Annotated in this window: 11 protein-coding genes and 1 pseudogene; 8 read left to right on the top strand and 4 right to left on the bottom strand. The window is 72.5% G+C overall.

Annotated features, from left to right (window positions below; all coding sequences use genetic code 11):
- The first annotated feature begins 2 nt into the window (after positions 1-2).
- The 6 genes from ABZX85_RS12405 to ABZX85_RS12380 are packed head-to-tail and all read left to right on the top strand — an operon-like array spanning position 3 to position 9,085.
- A complete protein-coding gene (locus ABZX85_RS12405; protein ID WP_355865721.1) occupies positions 3-1,505 on the top strand; it encodes an ABC transporter substrate-binding protein in 1,503 nt (500 codons plus the stop codon).
- A gap of 24 nt (positions 1,506-1,529) precedes the next feature.
- Positions 1,530-2,471 carry an ABC transporter permease gene (locus ABZX85_RS12400; RefSeq protein ID WP_355865718.1) on the top strand — a complete coding sequence of 314 codons (942 nt, stop codon included), beginning with the start codon at positions 1,530-1,532 and terminating at the stop codon, positions 2,469-2,471.
- Entirely contained in the window at positions 2,468-4,249 is a 1,782-nt protein-coding gene (locus ABZX85_RS12395; RefSeq protein WP_355865715.1) for a dipeptide/oligopeptide/nickel ABC transporter permease/ATP-binding protein, read from the top strand. Before ABZX85_RS12400 ends, ABZX85_RS12395 begins: the two co-directional genes overlap by 4 nt.
- Positions 4,246-5,121, top strand: a complete 876-nt coding sequence (locus ABZX85_RS12390) for an ATP-binding cassette domain-containing protein (protein WP_355865712.1) — start codon at positions 4,246-4,248, stop codon at positions 5,119-5,121. Before ABZX85_RS12395 ends, ABZX85_RS12390 begins: the two co-directional genes overlap by 4 nt.
- Entirely contained in the window at positions 5,118-6,635 is a 1,518-nt protein-coding gene (locus ABZX85_RS12385; protein ID WP_355865709.1) for a glycoside hydrolase family 43 protein, read from the top strand. The genes ABZX85_RS12390 and ABZX85_RS12385 overlap by 4 nt, the downstream gene beginning before the upstream one ends.
- Positions 6,632-9,085 carry a glycoside hydrolase family 3 C-terminal domain-containing protein gene (locus tag ABZX85_RS12380; protein ID WP_355865707.1) on the top strand — a complete coding sequence of 818 codons (2,454 nt, stop codon included), beginning with the start codon at positions 6,632-6,634 and terminating at the stop codon, positions 9,083-9,085. Before ABZX85_RS12385 ends, ABZX85_RS12380 begins: the two co-directional genes overlap by 4 nt.
- 83 nt (positions 9,086-9,168) lie before the next feature.
- Here ABZX85_RS12380 and ABZX85_RS12375 read toward each other — a convergent pair whose 3' ends face one another.
- Positions 9,169-10,080 carry a hydrolase gene (locus tag ABZX85_RS12375; protein WP_355865704.1) on the bottom strand — a complete coding sequence of 304 codons (912 nt, stop codon included), beginning with the start codon at positions 10,078-10,080 and terminating at the stop codon, positions 9,169-9,171.
- A gap of 44 nt (positions 10,081-10,124) precedes the next feature.
- Positions 10,125-11,759: a ricin-type beta-trefoil lectin domain protein gene (locus tag ABZX85_RS12370; protein WP_355865701.1), complete on the bottom strand. Its 1,635-nt coding sequence runs from the start codon at positions 11,757-11,759 to the stop codon at positions 10,125-10,127.
- Between the two features lie 309 nt (positions 11,760-12,068).
- On the opposite strand from ABZX85_RS12370, the pseudogene ABZX85_RS12365 reads away from it, so the two are divergent.
- A pseudogene (locus ABZX85_RS12365) lies at positions 12,069-13,091 on the top strand (endo-1,4-beta-xylanase); the annotation flags it as partial.
- A gap of 74 nt (positions 13,092-13,165) precedes the next feature.
- On the top strand, positions 13,166-14,122 hold the full coding sequence (locus ABZX85_RS12360; protein WP_355865698.1) for a glycoside hydrolase family 6 protein: 957 nt from the start codon (positions 13,166-13,168) through the stop codon (positions 14,120-14,122).
- 18 nt (positions 14,123-14,140) lie between these two features.
- Here the strand turns inward: ABZX85_RS12360 and ABZX85_RS12355 are convergent, their stop codons facing one another.
- On the bottom strand, positions 14,141-14,524 hold the full coding sequence (locus ABZX85_RS12355; RefSeq protein WP_355865696.1) for a toxin Doc: 384 nt from the start codon (positions 14,522-14,524) through the stop codon (positions 14,141-14,143).
- Positions 14,524-14,763: a hypothetical protein gene (locus ABZX85_RS12350; RefSeq protein ID WP_355865693.1), complete on the bottom strand. Its 240-nt coding sequence runs from the start codon at positions 14,761-14,763 to the stop codon at positions 14,524-14,526. The genes ABZX85_RS12355 and ABZX85_RS12350 overlap by 1 nt, the downstream gene beginning before the upstream one ends.
- Positions 14,764-14,765 lie beyond the last annotated feature (2 nt).

Genomic DNA, 14,765 nt, shown 5'->3' with positions numbered 1-14,765 from the left:
CCATGGCAGCCGCACTGGCGCTGTCGGTGGCGGCCTGCGGCGGCTCGGGAACCGGCTCGGGCTCCTCCGCCGGCGGCGGCACCCTCACCCTCGCCCCCCTGGTCCAGGCCCAGCCCTGGGACCTGGCCGACGCCGGACTCGGCAACAACACCCAGTACTACCAGCCGGTGTACGACTCCCTCCTGCGCCTGACCCCGACCGCCGACGTCACCGCCAACCTCGCCACCAAGTGGTCCTACGACGCCACCCGCACGGTCCTCACCCTGACCCTGCGCACCGGCGTCAAGTTCACCGACGGCACCGCCCTCGACGCCGCCGCCGTCAAGGCGAACCTCCTGCACACCAAGGGCGGCACCAACGAGGCCGCCGGCCAGCTCAAGGGCGTCAGCGCGGTCGACGTCGTCAACCCGACGACCGTCACCGTCAAGCTCTCCGCCCCCGACCCCTCCCTGCTGGCCAACCTCGGCAACGTCGCCGGAATGATCGCCAGCCCCAAGGCCATCACCGCCGGCACCCTCAAGTCCGAGCCGGTCGGATCGGGGCCGTACACCCTCGACAAGTCGGCCACCACCGCGGGCAGCACCTACACGTTCGTCCGCAACCCCGGCTACTGGAACAAGTCCGCGTTCCCCTTCGACAAGATCGTCCTCAAGCCGCTGACCGACGCCACCGCCGTCCTCAACGCGCTGCGCTCCGGACAGATCAACGGCGCGGTCCTCACCAGCGCCAAGAACATCGCCCCCGCGCAGAGCAGCGGACTGAACGTCACCAAGTACACCTCCGGTGACGTCGAGGGCCTCTACATCTGGGACCGCGAGGGGAAGATGGTCAAGGCCCTCGGCGACGTCCGCGTCCGCCAGGCCCTCAACTACGCCTTCGACCGGGCCGCGATCGTCAAGACCGTCAAGGGCGGCATGGGCAGCCCCACCACCCAGGTGTTCAACCCGGCCGGCTCCGCCTTCGACAAGTCCCTCGACTCCCGCTACACCTACGACCCGGCCAAGGCCAAGCAGCTCCTCGCCGAGGCGGGCTACCCGAACGGCTTCTCGGTCACCATGCCGGACGTCTCCGCGATCTTCCCCGACCAGCAGGCCGCGATGACCCAGCAGCTCGCCGACATCGGCGTCAAGGTCAAGATCGACAAGATCCCGACGGGCCAGCTCATCACCGAACTCCTCTCCGGCAAGTACGCCATGTCCTACATGGTGCTGGCCTCCTTCCGGCCCTGGGACACCATCCAGATCGAGGTCGCCAAGGACGCCCTGTGGAACGTCCGGCACACTGACGACCCCGCCGCCGAGGCCCTCGTCAAGAAGGCCCAGTCCGCGACCGGCGCCGCCCAGGACGCCCTGTTCAAGCAGCTCAACACGCACCTCGTCGAGCAGGCGTGGAACGCCCCCTGGGACTCCGTGCAGAACGCCTACGCGACGACCAAGGGCATCACCTTCACCCCGCAGGCGTTCGCCGCCGTGCCCCCGATCTACAACTTCCGGCGCGCCGGCTGACCCGCTGAGACGGAGGAACACGTCATGTTGGTCTTCCTGGTCCGCCGGGTCACCGCCGGCCTGACCCTGGTCCTCGTGATCGCCGCCCTGACGTTCGCGATGATGGGCCTCGACGGCACGAACGCCGCCCGGGCCGTCGCGGGTGAGACCGCGAGCCGCGAACAGGTCGCCGCCAAGGCCGCCGAACTCGGCCTCGACCAGCCGGTCGCCGTCCGCTTCTGGGACTGGCTCACCGCGGCCGTCCAGGGCGACCTCGGCCGGTCCTGGTTCACCGGCGAGACGGTCACGTCCACGATCGGCAACAAACTGCCGGTCACCCTGTCCATCGTGCTCGGCGCGCTGCTGCTGTCGGCGCTCCTGAGCACGCTCCTCGGCATCGCCGCCGCCGTCCGCCCCGGCGCCCTCGACCGGCTGGTGCAGTCCCTCGCCGTGCTCGGGTTCGCCGTCCCCAGCTTCCTCGTCGCGCTCGTGCTCGCCGTCGTCGTCGGGGTCAAGCTCGGCTGGCTGCCCGCGACCGGCTACGTGCCGTTCGCCGACTCGCCCGGCGACTGGCTGCGCTCGGTCACCCTGCCCTCCGTGTCCCTCGCGGTCGGCGCGATCGCGGCCACCGCCCAGCAGGTCCGCGGCTCCATGGTCGACGTCCTGCGCACCGACTACGTCCGCACCCTGCGCAGCCGGGGCATCAGCGAACGCAGCCTCCTGCTGCGGCACGCCCTGCGCAACGCGGCCCCCGCCGCGCTGACGGTCCTCGCCCTCCAGTTCATCGGACTGGTCGGCGGCGCCGTGGTCGTGGAGAAGGTGTTCGGCCTGGCCGGCGTCGGCAGCGAGATCAACACCGCCGGATCACAGGGCGACACCCCGATGATCATGGGCCTGGTCGTCGTCATGGTCGCCCTCGTCGTCGTGGTCAACATCGTGATGGACCTCGCGTACGGATGGCTCAACCCGAAGGTGCGTGTCGGATGATCCCCACCCAGCCACCCCAGGACGCCGGGACACCGCCCCGCGCCGGCCTCGGCAGACGACTGCTGCGCGACCCGCTCGCCGTGACCTGCCTCGCCGTCCTCCTGCTCGTCGCGCTCGCCAGCCTCTGCGCGCCGCTGCTGACCAGCCAGGACCCGGTGCGCTCCGCGCTCGACGACACCCTCGCCCCGATGAGCTCCGCCCACCCCCTCGGCGGGGACGGCGTCGGCCGGGACGTCCTGGCCCGGCTGCTGTACGGGGGACGCTCCAGCCTGCTCGGCGCGCTCGTCGCGGTGAGCGTCGCGCTCCTGCTCGGCGTCCCGGCCGGACTCCTCGCCGGGTACTACCGGCGCTGGTTCGACGCGCTCGCCAGCTGGGTCGCGAACCTGCTGATGGCCGTCCCCGCGATCATCCTGCTGCTCGTCGTGATGTCCGTCAGCGGCCAGCAGACCTACCTCGCCATGGCCGTCTTCGGCGTCCTCCTGTCACCTGGCGTGTTCCGCCTGATCCGCGCCTCGGTGATCTCCGTCCGCGAGGAGCTGTACGTCGACGCCGCGCGCGTCTCCGGACTCGCCGACCCGCGGATCGTGCGCCGCCACATCCTCCCCGTCGTCCAGGCGCCGACGATCATCCAGGCCGCCAACATGTTCGGCCTCGGCATCATCATCCAGTCCGGCCTGGAGTTCCTCGGCCTCGGCTCGGCCAGCGAGGCGAGCTGGGGAGCCATGCTCAACGATGCCTTCGCGAACATCTACAACAAGCCCGTGCTGCTGCTGTGGCCCGGCCTCGCGATCACCGTGACCGTCGCCGCCTCCGGACTCTTCGGCAACGCCCTGCGCGACGCCCTCGACGGCGGCGGCACCACCACCCGGACCAGGAAACGCCCGTCCTCCGCGGTGAGTCCGCCGCAGCGCCCGGACACCCCCGCCGACCCCGACGCGCTCCTCACGGTCGACGCGCTCACCGTCTCCTACCCGACCGCCGGCGGCGAGAAGACCGTCGTCGACGGCGTCTCCCTCAGCGTCCGCCGGGGCGAGGTCCTCGGTCTCGTCGGGGAGTCCGGCTCCGGCAAGAGCCAGACCGCGTTCGCCGTCCTCGGCCTGCTGCCGCCGGACGCGCTGGTCGGCGCGGGCCGGCTGGAGTTCGACGGACAGGAGCTGACCGGCCTCAACCGGGCCGCGATGAACCGCTACCGGGGCCGCAGGATCGCGTACGTCCCGCAGGAGCCGATGTCCAACCTCGACCCCTCCTTCCGGATCGGCGCCCAGCTCGCCGAACCGGTCCGCCGCCACCGGGGACTGTCCGCGAAGGCGGCCAGGGCCGAGGTGCTGAACCTCCTCGAACAGGTCGGCATCGCCGACCCGGCCCGCGTCTACGCCTCCTACCCCCACCAGATCTCCGGCGGCATGGCCCAGCGCGTCCTCATCGCGGGAGCCGTCTCCTGCGACCCCGACCTGCTGATCGCCGACGAACCCACCACCGCCCTCGACGTCACCGTGCAGGCCGAGGTCCTCGACCTGCTCCGGACCCTCCAGCACGAACGGAGGATGGGGATGATCCTCGTCACCCACGACTTCGGCGTCGTCGCCGACATCTGCGACCGCGTCGCCGTCATGCGCGACGGCAGGATCGTCGAGTCCGCGCCCGCCGACCGGCTCTTCGCCGACCCCCAGCACGCCTACACCCGCATGCTGCTGGACTCCACCCTCGAAGGCACCGAACCGCGCCCCGCGCTCACCTCCGTCCCCGCCCAGCGCACCGCACCGGAGGGAGCGGCATGACCAGCACCGCCCACGCCCCGACCGACACCGGTGAACAGCCGCTGCTCGCCGTCGAGGACGTCGTCGTCGAGTACCCCGGCCGCACCCGCCGCGCGCAGCCCTTCCGCGCCCTGCACGGCGTCTCCCTCACCCTCCGGGCGGGCGAGACCCTCGGGCTGGTCGGCGAGTCCGGCTCCGGCAAGACCACCCTCGGCCGCGCCGTCCTCGGACTCGCCCCCGTCACCTCGGGGACCATCCGCTACGCCGGCCGGACCGTCTCCGGACTCGGCAAGAAGGAGCGCCGCACCCTCAGCAGCGACATCCAGGTCGTCTTCCAGGACCCCTACACCTCCCTCAACCCGGCGATGACCGTCGGCGCCATCCTCACCGAACCCCTCCTCGTCACCGGCGTCTCCCGAGCGGACGCCGAACGCCGGGTCGCCGACCTCCTCGACCAGGTCCGCCTCCCCGCCGACGCCGCACACCGCCTGCCCCGGGAGTTCTCCGGCGGCCAGCGCCAGCGCGTCGCCATCGCCCGCGCCCTGTGCCGCGACCCCCGCGTCATCGTCTGCGACGAACCCGTCAGCGCCCTCGACCTCTCCACCCAGGCCCACGTCCTCGACCTCCTCGTCGAGATCCAGGAACGCACCGGCGTGGCCTACCTGTTCGTCACCCACGACCTGTCCGTGGTCCGCCGCATCAGCCACCGGGTCGCCGTCATGCACCACGGCACCCTCGTCGAGACCGGCGACGCCGCCACCGTCACCACCACCCCCTCCCACCCCTACACCCGCCGCCTCCTGCTCGCCGCCCCCGTCCCCGACCCGCAGCGGCAGGCCGCGCGCCGCGCCGAACGGCTCCGGCTGGCCGCCGCGCAGGGACCCCTCGCATGACCGCGCGCAACCCGGCCGTCCCCGGCTTCCACCCCGACCCGAGCGTCACCCGCGCCGGCGACGACTACTACCTGGCCTGCTCCAGTTTCGAGTACCTCCCGGGCATCCCCCTCTTCCACAGCCGCGACCTCACACACTGGCGGCAGATCGGGAACGCCGTCACCCGCCCCGGGCAGCTCGACCTGGCCGGCACCCCCACCCTCGGCGGCGCCTGGGCCCCCACCCTCCGCCACCACGACGGCCGCTTCTGGCTCGTCGTCACCGACGCGATGGGACGCGGCAGCATCCTCCTGACCGCCGACCGCCCCGAAGGCCCCTGGTCCGACGGCGTCCCCCTGCACGGCGTCTCCGGCATCGACCCCGACCTCGCCTGGGACACCGACGGCACCTGTTACGTCACCTACTCCGGACTCCAGCTCGACGGCGCCGACGCGGGACAGCACCTCGGCATCCTCCAGGTCCGCATCGACCCGCACACCGGCCACGCCCTGGAGACCCCCCGCCCCCTGTGGTCGGGCACCGGACTGATGTTCCCGGAGGCCCCGCACCTCTACGACATCGACGGCACCTGGTACCTCGTCATCGCGGAGGGCGGCACCGAACGCGGGCACGCGGTGAGCGTCGCCCGCGCCGACCGCCCCGACGGACCCTTCGAGGGCTGCCCCGCCAACCCCGTCCTCAGCGCCCGCAGCACCGACCGGCCCGTGCAGAACACCGGCCACGGCGACCTCGTCCGCACCCCCGACGGCGGCTGGGCCATGCTCCTGCTCGGCATGCGGCCCCGGGGACTGACCCGCGCCTTCTCCGCGCTCGGCCGGGAGACCTTCGTGACCGAGGTCGACTGGCGGGACGGCTGGCCGGTGCCCCGCCCCGTCGAACAGTCCGCCCCCGACGCCGGGTCCGGCTTCGTGGACGACTTCGACGCGGCCGTCCTGGACCCCCGCTGGCTGTCGGTGCGCACCCTCCACACCGACTGGACCTCCCTCACCGAACGCCCCGGACACCTCGTCGTCCACGCCGACGGCTCCACCCTCGACGACCCCCGCCCCCGCTTCGTCGGCCACCGCCAGCAGCACCACACCGCCGAGGTCACCGCCCACCTCGACACCACCCACGGCACCGGCGGACTGAGCCTGCGCGTCGACGAGTCCCACCACTACGACATCGAGGCCGGCGGCGGATTCGTGCGCGCCCGCGCCAGGATCGGCGGAGTCGTCCAGACCTGGGAGCAGCCGCTCGCGCCGGGACCGGTCGTCCTGCGCGTGACGGCCGAACCCGTCACCGGCACCGGCTTCGAGGGGCTCGGACCCGACACGGTCCGTCTCAGCGCCGACTCGGGGGACGGCTTCGCCGAACTCGCCGCCCTCGACGGCCGGTACGTGTCCGCCGAGACCGCCGCCTCCTTCACCGGCCGCGTCATCGGCATGTACGCCACCGAGGGAACCGTCGCCTTCGACCGCTTCGCCTACCACGGCCACGACCGGCCGGCCCCAGCACCTCAGGAGAACCCGTGAACCCCGCCACCCCCGACGAGGCCGAGCTGGAGCGCCGTCTCGCCGCGCTCACCCTGGAGCAGAAGGTCCGCCTCCTGACCGGCGCCGACTTCTGGTCCCTGCACCCCGAACCCGCCGTCGGCCTGCGCCGCCTCGTCGTCTCCGACGGACCCGCCGGGGTGCGCGGCGAACTCTGGGACGAACGCAGCCCCTCCGCGAACGTCCCCTCGCCCACCGCGCTCGCCGCGACCTGGGACGAGCCGCTCGTCGAACGCCTCGGCGGACTCCTCGCCGCCGAGTCCCGCCGCAAGGGCGTCGACGTCCTGCTCGCCCCGACCGTCAACCTGCACCGCACCCCCTACGGCGGCCGGCACTTCGAGTGCTTCAGCGAGGACCCCCTGCTCACCGCCCGCATCGGCACCGGCTTCGTCCGGGGCGTCCAGGGCGGCGGCGTCGGCGCGACCGTCAAGCACTTCGTCGGCAACGACTCCGAGACCCAGCGCATGACCCTCGACGCCAGGATCGGCGAACGCGCCCTGCGCGAGCTGTACCTCGCCCCCTTCGAGACGATCGTCACCGAGGGCGGGGCGTGGGCGGTGATGGCCGCCTACAACGGCGTCAACGGCCACTCCATGACGGAGAGTCCGCTGCTGCGCGAGATCCTCCACGAGGAGTGGGGCTTCGACGGGCTCGTCATGACCGACTGGTTCGCGGGCCGCAGCACGATACCCGCCGCGAACGCCGCCCTCGACCTGCTGATGCCGGGACCCGTCGGACCCTGGGGGGACGCGCTGGTCGCCGCCGTACGGGAGGGGAAGGTGGCGGAGGAGACCGTCGACGACAAGGCGCGCAGGCTGCTGCGGCTGGCCGCCCGGGTCGGCGCGCTGGACGGACTGCCCGCCGCCGCGCCGGCCCCCCGCCACGACGCCCGCAGCATCGCGGCCGAGCTGCGGGCCACGGCTGCGGCCGGGTTCGTCCTCGCCCGCAACGAACATGCCGTCCTGCCGCTCGACGCGGGCCGGCTGAGCCGGATCGCCGTCCTGGGCCCCAACGCGGCGCAGGCGCGCACGCTCGGCGGCGGCAGCGCCACGGTCTACCCGCCGTACACGGTCTCGCCGCTGGACGGCATCCGGTCGGCTCTCGACGGCGCCGCCGAAGTGGCGCACGCGGTCGGCGTGCGGTCCGGGACCCGGGTGCCGGCCGCGAGCGCGTCGTCGCTGAGGCAGCCCGACGGCGGGGGCGCCGAGCTGCGCTTCCTCGCCGAGGACGGCACCCTGCTCGCCACCGAGCGGCGCGCGACGGGCGGTTACCTGTGGATGGGCTCCTACGGCCCCGGCATCCCCTCCGACCGGGTCGCCCGCATCGAGGTGCACACCGTGATCCGGGCGGCGGAGCCCGGCCGGTACGGCATCGGCGCCTCCGGGGTCGGCCGCTTCCGGCTCTCCGTCGGTGGCACGCCGGCCTTCGACACGGTCCTCGCGGTCTCCGAGGGCGCCGACCTGGTCGAGGCGTTCCTGACACCGCCGCAGCACCTGTACGACGTCGACCTCGCGGCCGGTGAGGAGACCGAGGTCGTCCTCGTGCACGACGTCGGCTCGGGCGGCCACCGCTCCGGTGCCGGGGTCACCTCCTTCCAGCTCAACCTGCGCACGCCGTACGGCGACGACGAGGAGGAGATCGAGCGGGCCGTGGAGCTCGCCCGGGAGTCGGACGTCGCCGTGGTCGTCGTCGGGACCACCGAGGAGGTCGAGAGCGAGGGCTTCGACCGCGAGAGCCTCGCGCTGCCCGGCCAGCAGGACGAACTCGTCCGCCGGGTGGCCGCCGTCAACCCCCGGACCGTCGTCGTGGTCAACTCCGGCTCCCCGGTGCTGCTTCCGTGGGCCGACGAGGTGGCCGCCGTCCTCCTCGCCTGGTTCCCCGGCCAGGAGTTCGGCAACGCACTCGCCGATGTGCTGCTGGGCGTGGCGGAACCCGGGGGCCGGCTGCCCACGGTGTGGCCCGCCACGGAGGAGGGCCTGCCGTCCACGCGCCCGGTCGACGGGGTTCTCGTCTACGAGGAGGGGCTGTACGTCGGCCATCGCGGTGGCGTCCGGCCGCTGTACGGGTTCGGACACGGGCTCGGCTACACGACGTGGGACTACCTCGGCGCCGACGTGGCCGGCTCCGGTGAGTCCGTCGCGGTCCGGGTGCGCAACAGCGGTGCGCGGCGCGGGAAGGAGGTCGTGCAGGTGTACGCGAGCCGCCCGGACAGCGCGGTCGAGCGGCCGGTCCGCTGGCTCGCCGGGTTCGCCGTCGTCGAGGCGGAGGCGGGGGAGGAGACCGAGGTGACGGTGCCGGTCGGCCGGCGGGCGCTGCGGCACTGGGACACGGGCGAGGGGCGCTGGGCGGTGGAGCCGGGGGCGTACACCCTGACGGTCGGCCGGTCCTCGCGGGACGCGCGGTTCGTCGTCGAGGCCGTCGTGGGCGAATGACCGGGGCGGGCGCGGGGGAGGAGAGCCCTGTCTCTCCTCCCCCGGGAGGTCGGGGTCACGCGGTCAGGGTCCGGCGGTCGGGGTCAGGCGGTCCGGAACTGGGAGAAGAAGCGCCAGATCTCGGCCGGCAGCCAGGTCCGGGAGCCGCTGTCGCCGGGGGCGCCGTCCTGCGGGGCGGCGATGTGCCCCTCGTCGAACGCGGCCCAGGCGACCGGGTGTCCGGCCGAGCAGCCCGCGTACGTGGTGACGCGGTGCTGGAGGCTGCCCTGCGCGGGCTCGGGCGGGTTCTGCGCGGTGCAGCCGTTGTTGCGCACGAACCGGTCGCGCAGGGTACGCCCGCCGGAGATCCCGAGGACGTTGTCCCGCAGGCCGTGCACACCGAAGTAGGCGATCGGCTGGCCGCCGCCGTTGCAGCCGCTGAGCAGCCCGCCGCTCTGGACGGCCACCGCGCGGAAGACGGTGGCGCGGGAGCAGGCCAGCGAGTACGACATGGCGGCGCCGTAGCTGAAGCCGAGGGCGAAGCGCTGGGCGGTGTCCACGCACAGCCCGTCCTCGACGCGCCGCAGCAGGTCGTCGGTGAAGGTGACGTCCTCGCCGCCGGAGTTGGCCCACCCGTTGTTGAGGCCCTGCGGCGCGACGAAGATCGCGCTGTTGTCCGCGAGCCGCTGGAGGCCGTAGTAGGCCCAGGTGCCGGTCTCGACCGTGCGGCCGGTGGAGACGTCGGTGGAGGTGCCGCCCAGCCAGTGGAAGCCGAGGACCAGCCGGTGGGGGCGGTTACGGTCGTAGCCGTCCGGGACCTTCAGGATGAAGCTGCGGGTCTTGCCGCCGCTCTGGATCGTGTACGTCCCGCTGGTCAGCGTGGGTGTCTTGCCGCAGCCGGAGGTGGGCGCCGCCGGTGCTGCGGCTGGTGCGGCGGCCGGTGCGGGGCCTCCCGCCCCCAGCACGAGCAGCGCCGCCACGACGGCGGACCATAACGCGGTGCGTGTCCTGGTCATCGGTGAACTCTCCCTTTTCTGTGGGGACTTGGTACGGGGTCCGGTCAGCCGCGCGTCCAGCGCTGCCCGGCGCGGTTGTCGCAGGTCCACAGCACCAGCGCGGTGTTCTCGCCGGTGCCGCCCCGGTCGGTGTCGAGGCACTTGCCCGCGTGGACGTTGCGCAGTGTGCCGTCGGCGGCGGTGGTCCACTTCTGGTTGTCCTGGCCGTTGCAGGGCCAGGTGATGACGCGGGTGCCGTCGGCGGTGCCCTGGTCGTAGGCGTCCAGGCACTTGTCGCCGAAGACCCGGATCTCGCCGCCCGCCCAACTGGTCCACTGCCGGTCGGCGGCCGTCTCGCAGCCCCGGAGCGCGGTGGCGGCCCCGGCGGCGGTGGAGGAGCCGGTCACGCCCAGGCAGCGGGCCGACGCCGGATGGCGCAGGCGGCCGGCGGTCGAGGCGAGCGGGGTGCCGCCGGTCACCCGGAACGCGACGACGCCGTGCGCGGGGACGCTCGCCGTGATCGGTCCCGCCGTGTTCGAGGCGGCGCCGGTCCACAGGTCGGTGAGGGTGAACGGCCCGCCGGACAGGCCGACCTGAGCCGGCGTCGCGGCGATCGTCGCGGTCGTGGCGCCCCGGTTGAACAGACCGACGGCCACCGACCCGTCGGCCAGGGGTTTGGCGAACACCTCGGTGGCACCGTCGTCGCGCACCCGGCGTCCGCCCGCGCCCAGCGGGTCCTGGTTGACGGCGAGGAGGCGGGGGTTGCGCAGGACGGCGCTGATGTCGGCGGACATCGTCCGGATGTCGTTCCCGGCCATGAGCGGGGCCGCCATCAGCGACCACAGGGCGAAGTGGGAGCGGGACTCGGCGAGGGTCAGTCCGGGGCGGCCGACGACGAGCATGTCGGGGTCGTTCCAGTGGCCGGGCCCGGACTGCGCGGCGAGCGGGGCGTTGACGTCGAGGACGTTGCCGACGCCCATCGGGTAGCTGTTGGTGTTGCCGTTCTGCCAGATGTCGAGGAGGTCCTCGGTGGTCCGCCACAGGTCGGCGACCTGGCCCCAGTCGTAGGTGTCGCCGGTGATGGCGTGGAAGCTGTTGGGGTTGACGCTGTAGACGATGGGCCGGCCCGTGGCGCGCAGGGCGTCGCGCATGAGCGTGAACCGGGCGACCTGTTCGTCACGGGTGCCGCTGGAGGAACACCAGTCGTACTTCAGGTAGTCGACGCCCCAGGACGCGAACGTCGCGGCGTCCTGCGCCTCGTGGCCCCGGCTGCCGGTGGAGCCGGGGAAGGCGCCCGTCGTCTGGGCGCAGGTGCGGTCGCCGGGGACCTGGTAGATGCCGAACTTGAGGCCCTTGCCGTGAAGGTAGTCGCCGAGCGCCTTCATCCCGCCGGGGAACTTCGTGGGGTGGGCGCGCAGGGCGCCGGACGCGTCGCGCTGCGGGTCGAACCAGCAGTCGTCGACGACGACGTACCGGTACCCGGCGTCGCGCATGCCGGACGACACCATCGCGTCGGCGGCCTGCCGGACCTGCGCCTCGGTGAAGCCGCAGCCGAAGCTGTTCCAGCTGTTCCAGCCCAGCGGCGGGGTGAGCGCCGGGCTGCCGGGGGCGGCCGACGCGGGGGAGGGGGCCGTGGCGACGAGGGACGCGGCGGCCGTCAGCACGGCGGCGGCCAGGAGGCGGAGCGGGCGTCCGAGCATGGGGACTCCCACCAGACAGTGGATGAATGATCCGGGCGAGCGAAGCGCACCCCACATAAGACCCGGCACATTGTTCGAAATTTCGAGTCGATTTCGGATCGCGGGTCTCACGGATGTTCAGGGAGACTCCCTGCGCTGTCAACAGCGTTCGACGGATGTGAACGTCCCTGTCGTCGAAACATTTCGCTCATGACATCGAATCATGCGAGACGTATTGACGGGATCTCTGGGCCTTCTATCATCCAGTTTGCTCGACGCGTCGATTCGCTCCTCTCTCTCCGCACGACCCCCAACCGTTCGAGGAGAACGATGAATCCCCGCACACGACACCCCGCCCTCCTGGGCGCCCTGGCCACGGTCACCCTGCTGGCCGGCGGCACCGCCGCGACCGCGGCCCCGCAGGACGCGCCCGCGCTGAAGGCGTCCACACTCGGCGCCCAAGCCGCCCAGTCCGGCCGGTACTTCGGCACCGCCGTCGCCTCCGGGCGGCTCGGCGACGGCACGTACACCGGCATCCTGAACCGGGAGTTCAACCAGGTCACCGCCGAGAACGAGATGAAGTGGGACACGGTCGAACCGTCCCGGAACTCGTTCAACTTCGGCCCCGGCGACCGGATCGCGAGCCAGGCGTCCTCCCACGGGCAGAAGCTGCGCGGCCACACGATGGTGTGGCACCAGCAACTGCCGGGCTGGGTCAAGTCGATCGGTGACGCGAACACCGTCCGCGACGTGATGAACAACCACATCACGCAGCTCGCGAACCGCTACAAGGGCCGTATCCACTCGTGGGACGTCGTCAACGAGGCGTTCGAGGACGGCGGCAGCGGCCGGCACCGGTCCTCGGTCTTCCAGGACCGGCTCGGCGACGGCTTCATCGAGACCGCGTTCCGTACCGCGCGCGGCGCCGATCCCGCCGCCAAGCTCTGCTACAACGACTACAACATCGAGGACTGGAACGCGGCCAAGACCCAGGGCGTCTACCGGATGGTCCGCGACTTCAAGTCCCGCGGCGTGCCGATCGACTGCGTCGGCTTCCAGGCCCACTTCGGCACCGGCGGCCCCCCGGCCACGTTCCAGACCACCCTGGCGAACTTCGCTGCCCTCGGCGTCGACGTCCAGATCACCGAACTCGACATCGCCCAGGCCGGCACCACCGCCTACGCCAACGCCGTCCGCGCCTGCCTCAACGTCGCCCGCTGCAACGGGATCACCGTCTGGGGCATCCGCGACAGCGACTCCTGGCGCAGCGGCGAGAACCCCCTCCTCTTCAATTCCGGCGGCGGTAAGAAGGCCGCGTACAACTCCGTCCTCACCACCATGGGCGGCACGCCCTCCTGACCCGACCGAGTGGCGGGGAGCGCTCCCTTCTGGGAGCGCTCCCTCGCCGGAAAGCCGAGGTACCCGTCATGCACCGCCGACTCCTCACCCTGCTGGCCGCTCTGCCGCTGGCGCTCGCCGCCGCCCCCTCCACCCAGGCGGCCGGACCGGCCGTCAAGGCCAACGGGTTCTACGTGGACCCCGACTCCAGCGCCAAACGGTGGGTCGCCGCCAATCCGAACGACGGGCGGGCGTCCGCCATCAACTCGTCCCTCGCGAACACCCCGACGGCCCGCTGGTTCGGTGCCTGGAGCGGGGCCGTCGGGACCGCCGCCGGCGCGTACGCGGGGGCGGCGGCCGGCGCGGGCAAGCTGCCGATCATGGTCGCCTACAACGTCTACAACCGTGACTACTGCGGCGGGCACTCGGCGGGCGGGGCCTCCTCGCCGTCCGCGTACGCGGCCTGGATCTCCCAGTTCGCGGGCGGCATCGGCGGCCGGGAGGCCGTCGTCATCCTCGAACCGGACTCGCTCGGGGACTACGGCTGCATGAACCAGGCGCAGATCACCGAACGGCAGAACATGCTGACCGGGGCGCTCTCCGCGTTCGCCCGGCAGGCGCCGAACGCCTGGGTCTACCTCGACTCCGGCAACCCCGGCTGGGCCGACGCCGCGACCATGGCCCAGCGCCTGAACAACGCCGGACTGCGGCAGGCGCACGGCTTCTCGCTCAACATCTCCAACTACTTCACGACCGCCGAGAACACCACCTACGGCAACGCCGTCAACCGCGAACTCAGCGCCCGCTACGGGTACACGAAGCCGTTCGTCGTCGACACCAGCCGCAACGGCAACGGCTCCAACGGCCAGTGGTGCAACCCCTCCGGCCGCCGCATCGGCACGCCCACGCAGACGGGCGGCGGCGCCGAGATGCTCCTGTGGATCAAGGCGCCGGGCGAGTCCGACGGCAACTGCGGGGTGGGAGCGGGCTCCTCGGCCGGGCAGTTCCTGCCGGAGGTCGCCTACAAGATGATCTACGGCTACTGAGCGTCCATATCCGCGCGTCTATATCCGCCAGGAGCGCAGCTCGTCCGCGACGGTGTAGATGGTGAGGCGCGTCTCGCGGCACTTGCGGATCAGCTCGGACAGGGCTCCGTAGGGAGGGTTGATGCCCTCACCGGACTGGTCCAGGTACTGCGTCGCGACGAACGCCGCGAAGAGGCTGTTGCGGTGCGGCAGCGGCTCCAGGCGCGCGATGGTGTGCAGGAGGGCGGCGGCCCGCCAGGCGGCGTCGGGGTTCGACGCCGCGAGCGTCGGCATCCGCGTCCTGTGCCGGGCGACGGCCGCGACGAGGGCCGAGTAGTCGGTCACCGACACGTCGTCACTGCCGAGGGCGGCCTCCTGGACGTCCAGCAGCCAGGAGACGTCGATGTACAGGGTCTCGCTCATCAGGCGGCGGCGATCCCGTCGCCGCGCTGGGAAGGGGGCACCTCGTCGGGGAAGGCGAGGTCGAACTCCTCGCGCAGCTTGTCCGCCCACGACGCGGCGCCGGCCACGAACTGCTTGCGGCGCATCTCCCGGACCCCGAGGTCGTGCAGGTACTGCTTGAGGCTCTTGCCTTCGGCCGAGGCCGCCGCGCGGACGCCTTCCATCTCCTCGTCGGTGAAAGTCACGTTCAGTGAGGGCATAC

The organism is Streptomyces sp. NPDC004539, from assembly GCF_040610055.1.
In the GTDB taxonomy this organism is placed as follows: Bacteria; Actinomycetota; Actinomycetes; order Streptomycetales; family Streptomycetaceae; genus Streptomyces.
This window is presented reverse-complemented; position numbering and strand designations above follow the sequence as displayed.

Coding starts and splice junctions, on each gene's coding strand:
- ABZX85_RS12405 (WP_355865721.1), top strand. CDS start 3: ATGGCAGCCGCACTGGCGCTGTCGGTGGCGGCCTGCGGCGGCTCGGGA.
- ABZX85_RS12400 (WP_355865718.1), top strand. CDS start 1,530: ATGTTGGTCTTCCTGGTCCGCCGGGTCACCGCCGGCCTGACCCTGGTC.
- ABZX85_RS12395 (WP_355865715.1), top strand. CDS start 2,468: ATGATCCCCACCCAGCCACCCCAGGACGCCGGGACACCGCCCCGCGCC.
- ABZX85_RS12390 (WP_355865712.1), top strand. CDS start 4,246: ATGACCAGCACCGCCCACGCCCCGACCGACACCGGTGAACAGCCGCTG.
- ABZX85_RS12385 (WP_355865709.1), top strand. CDS start 5,118: ATGACCGCGCGCAACCCGGCCGTCCCCGGCTTCCACCCCGACCCGAGC.
- ABZX85_RS12375 (WP_355865704.1), bottom strand. CDS start 10,080: ATGACCAGGACACGCACCGCGTTATGGTCCGCCGTCGTGGCGGCGCTG.
- ABZX85_RS12370 (WP_355865701.1), bottom strand. CDS start 11,759: ATGCTCGGACGCCCGCTCCGCCTCCTGGCCGCCGCCGTGCTGACGGCC.
- ABZX85_RS12360 (WP_355865698.1), top strand. CDS start 13,166: ATGCACCGCCGACTCCTCACCCTGCTGGCCGCTCTGCCGCTGGCGCTC.
- ABZX85_RS12355 (WP_355865696.1), bottom strand. CDS start 14,524: ATGAGCGAGACCCTGTACATCGACGTCTCCTGGCTGCTGGACGTCCAG.
- ABZX85_RS12350 (WP_355865693.1), bottom strand. CDS start 14,763: ATGCCCTCACTGAACGTGACTTTCACCGACGAGGAGATGGAAGGCGTC.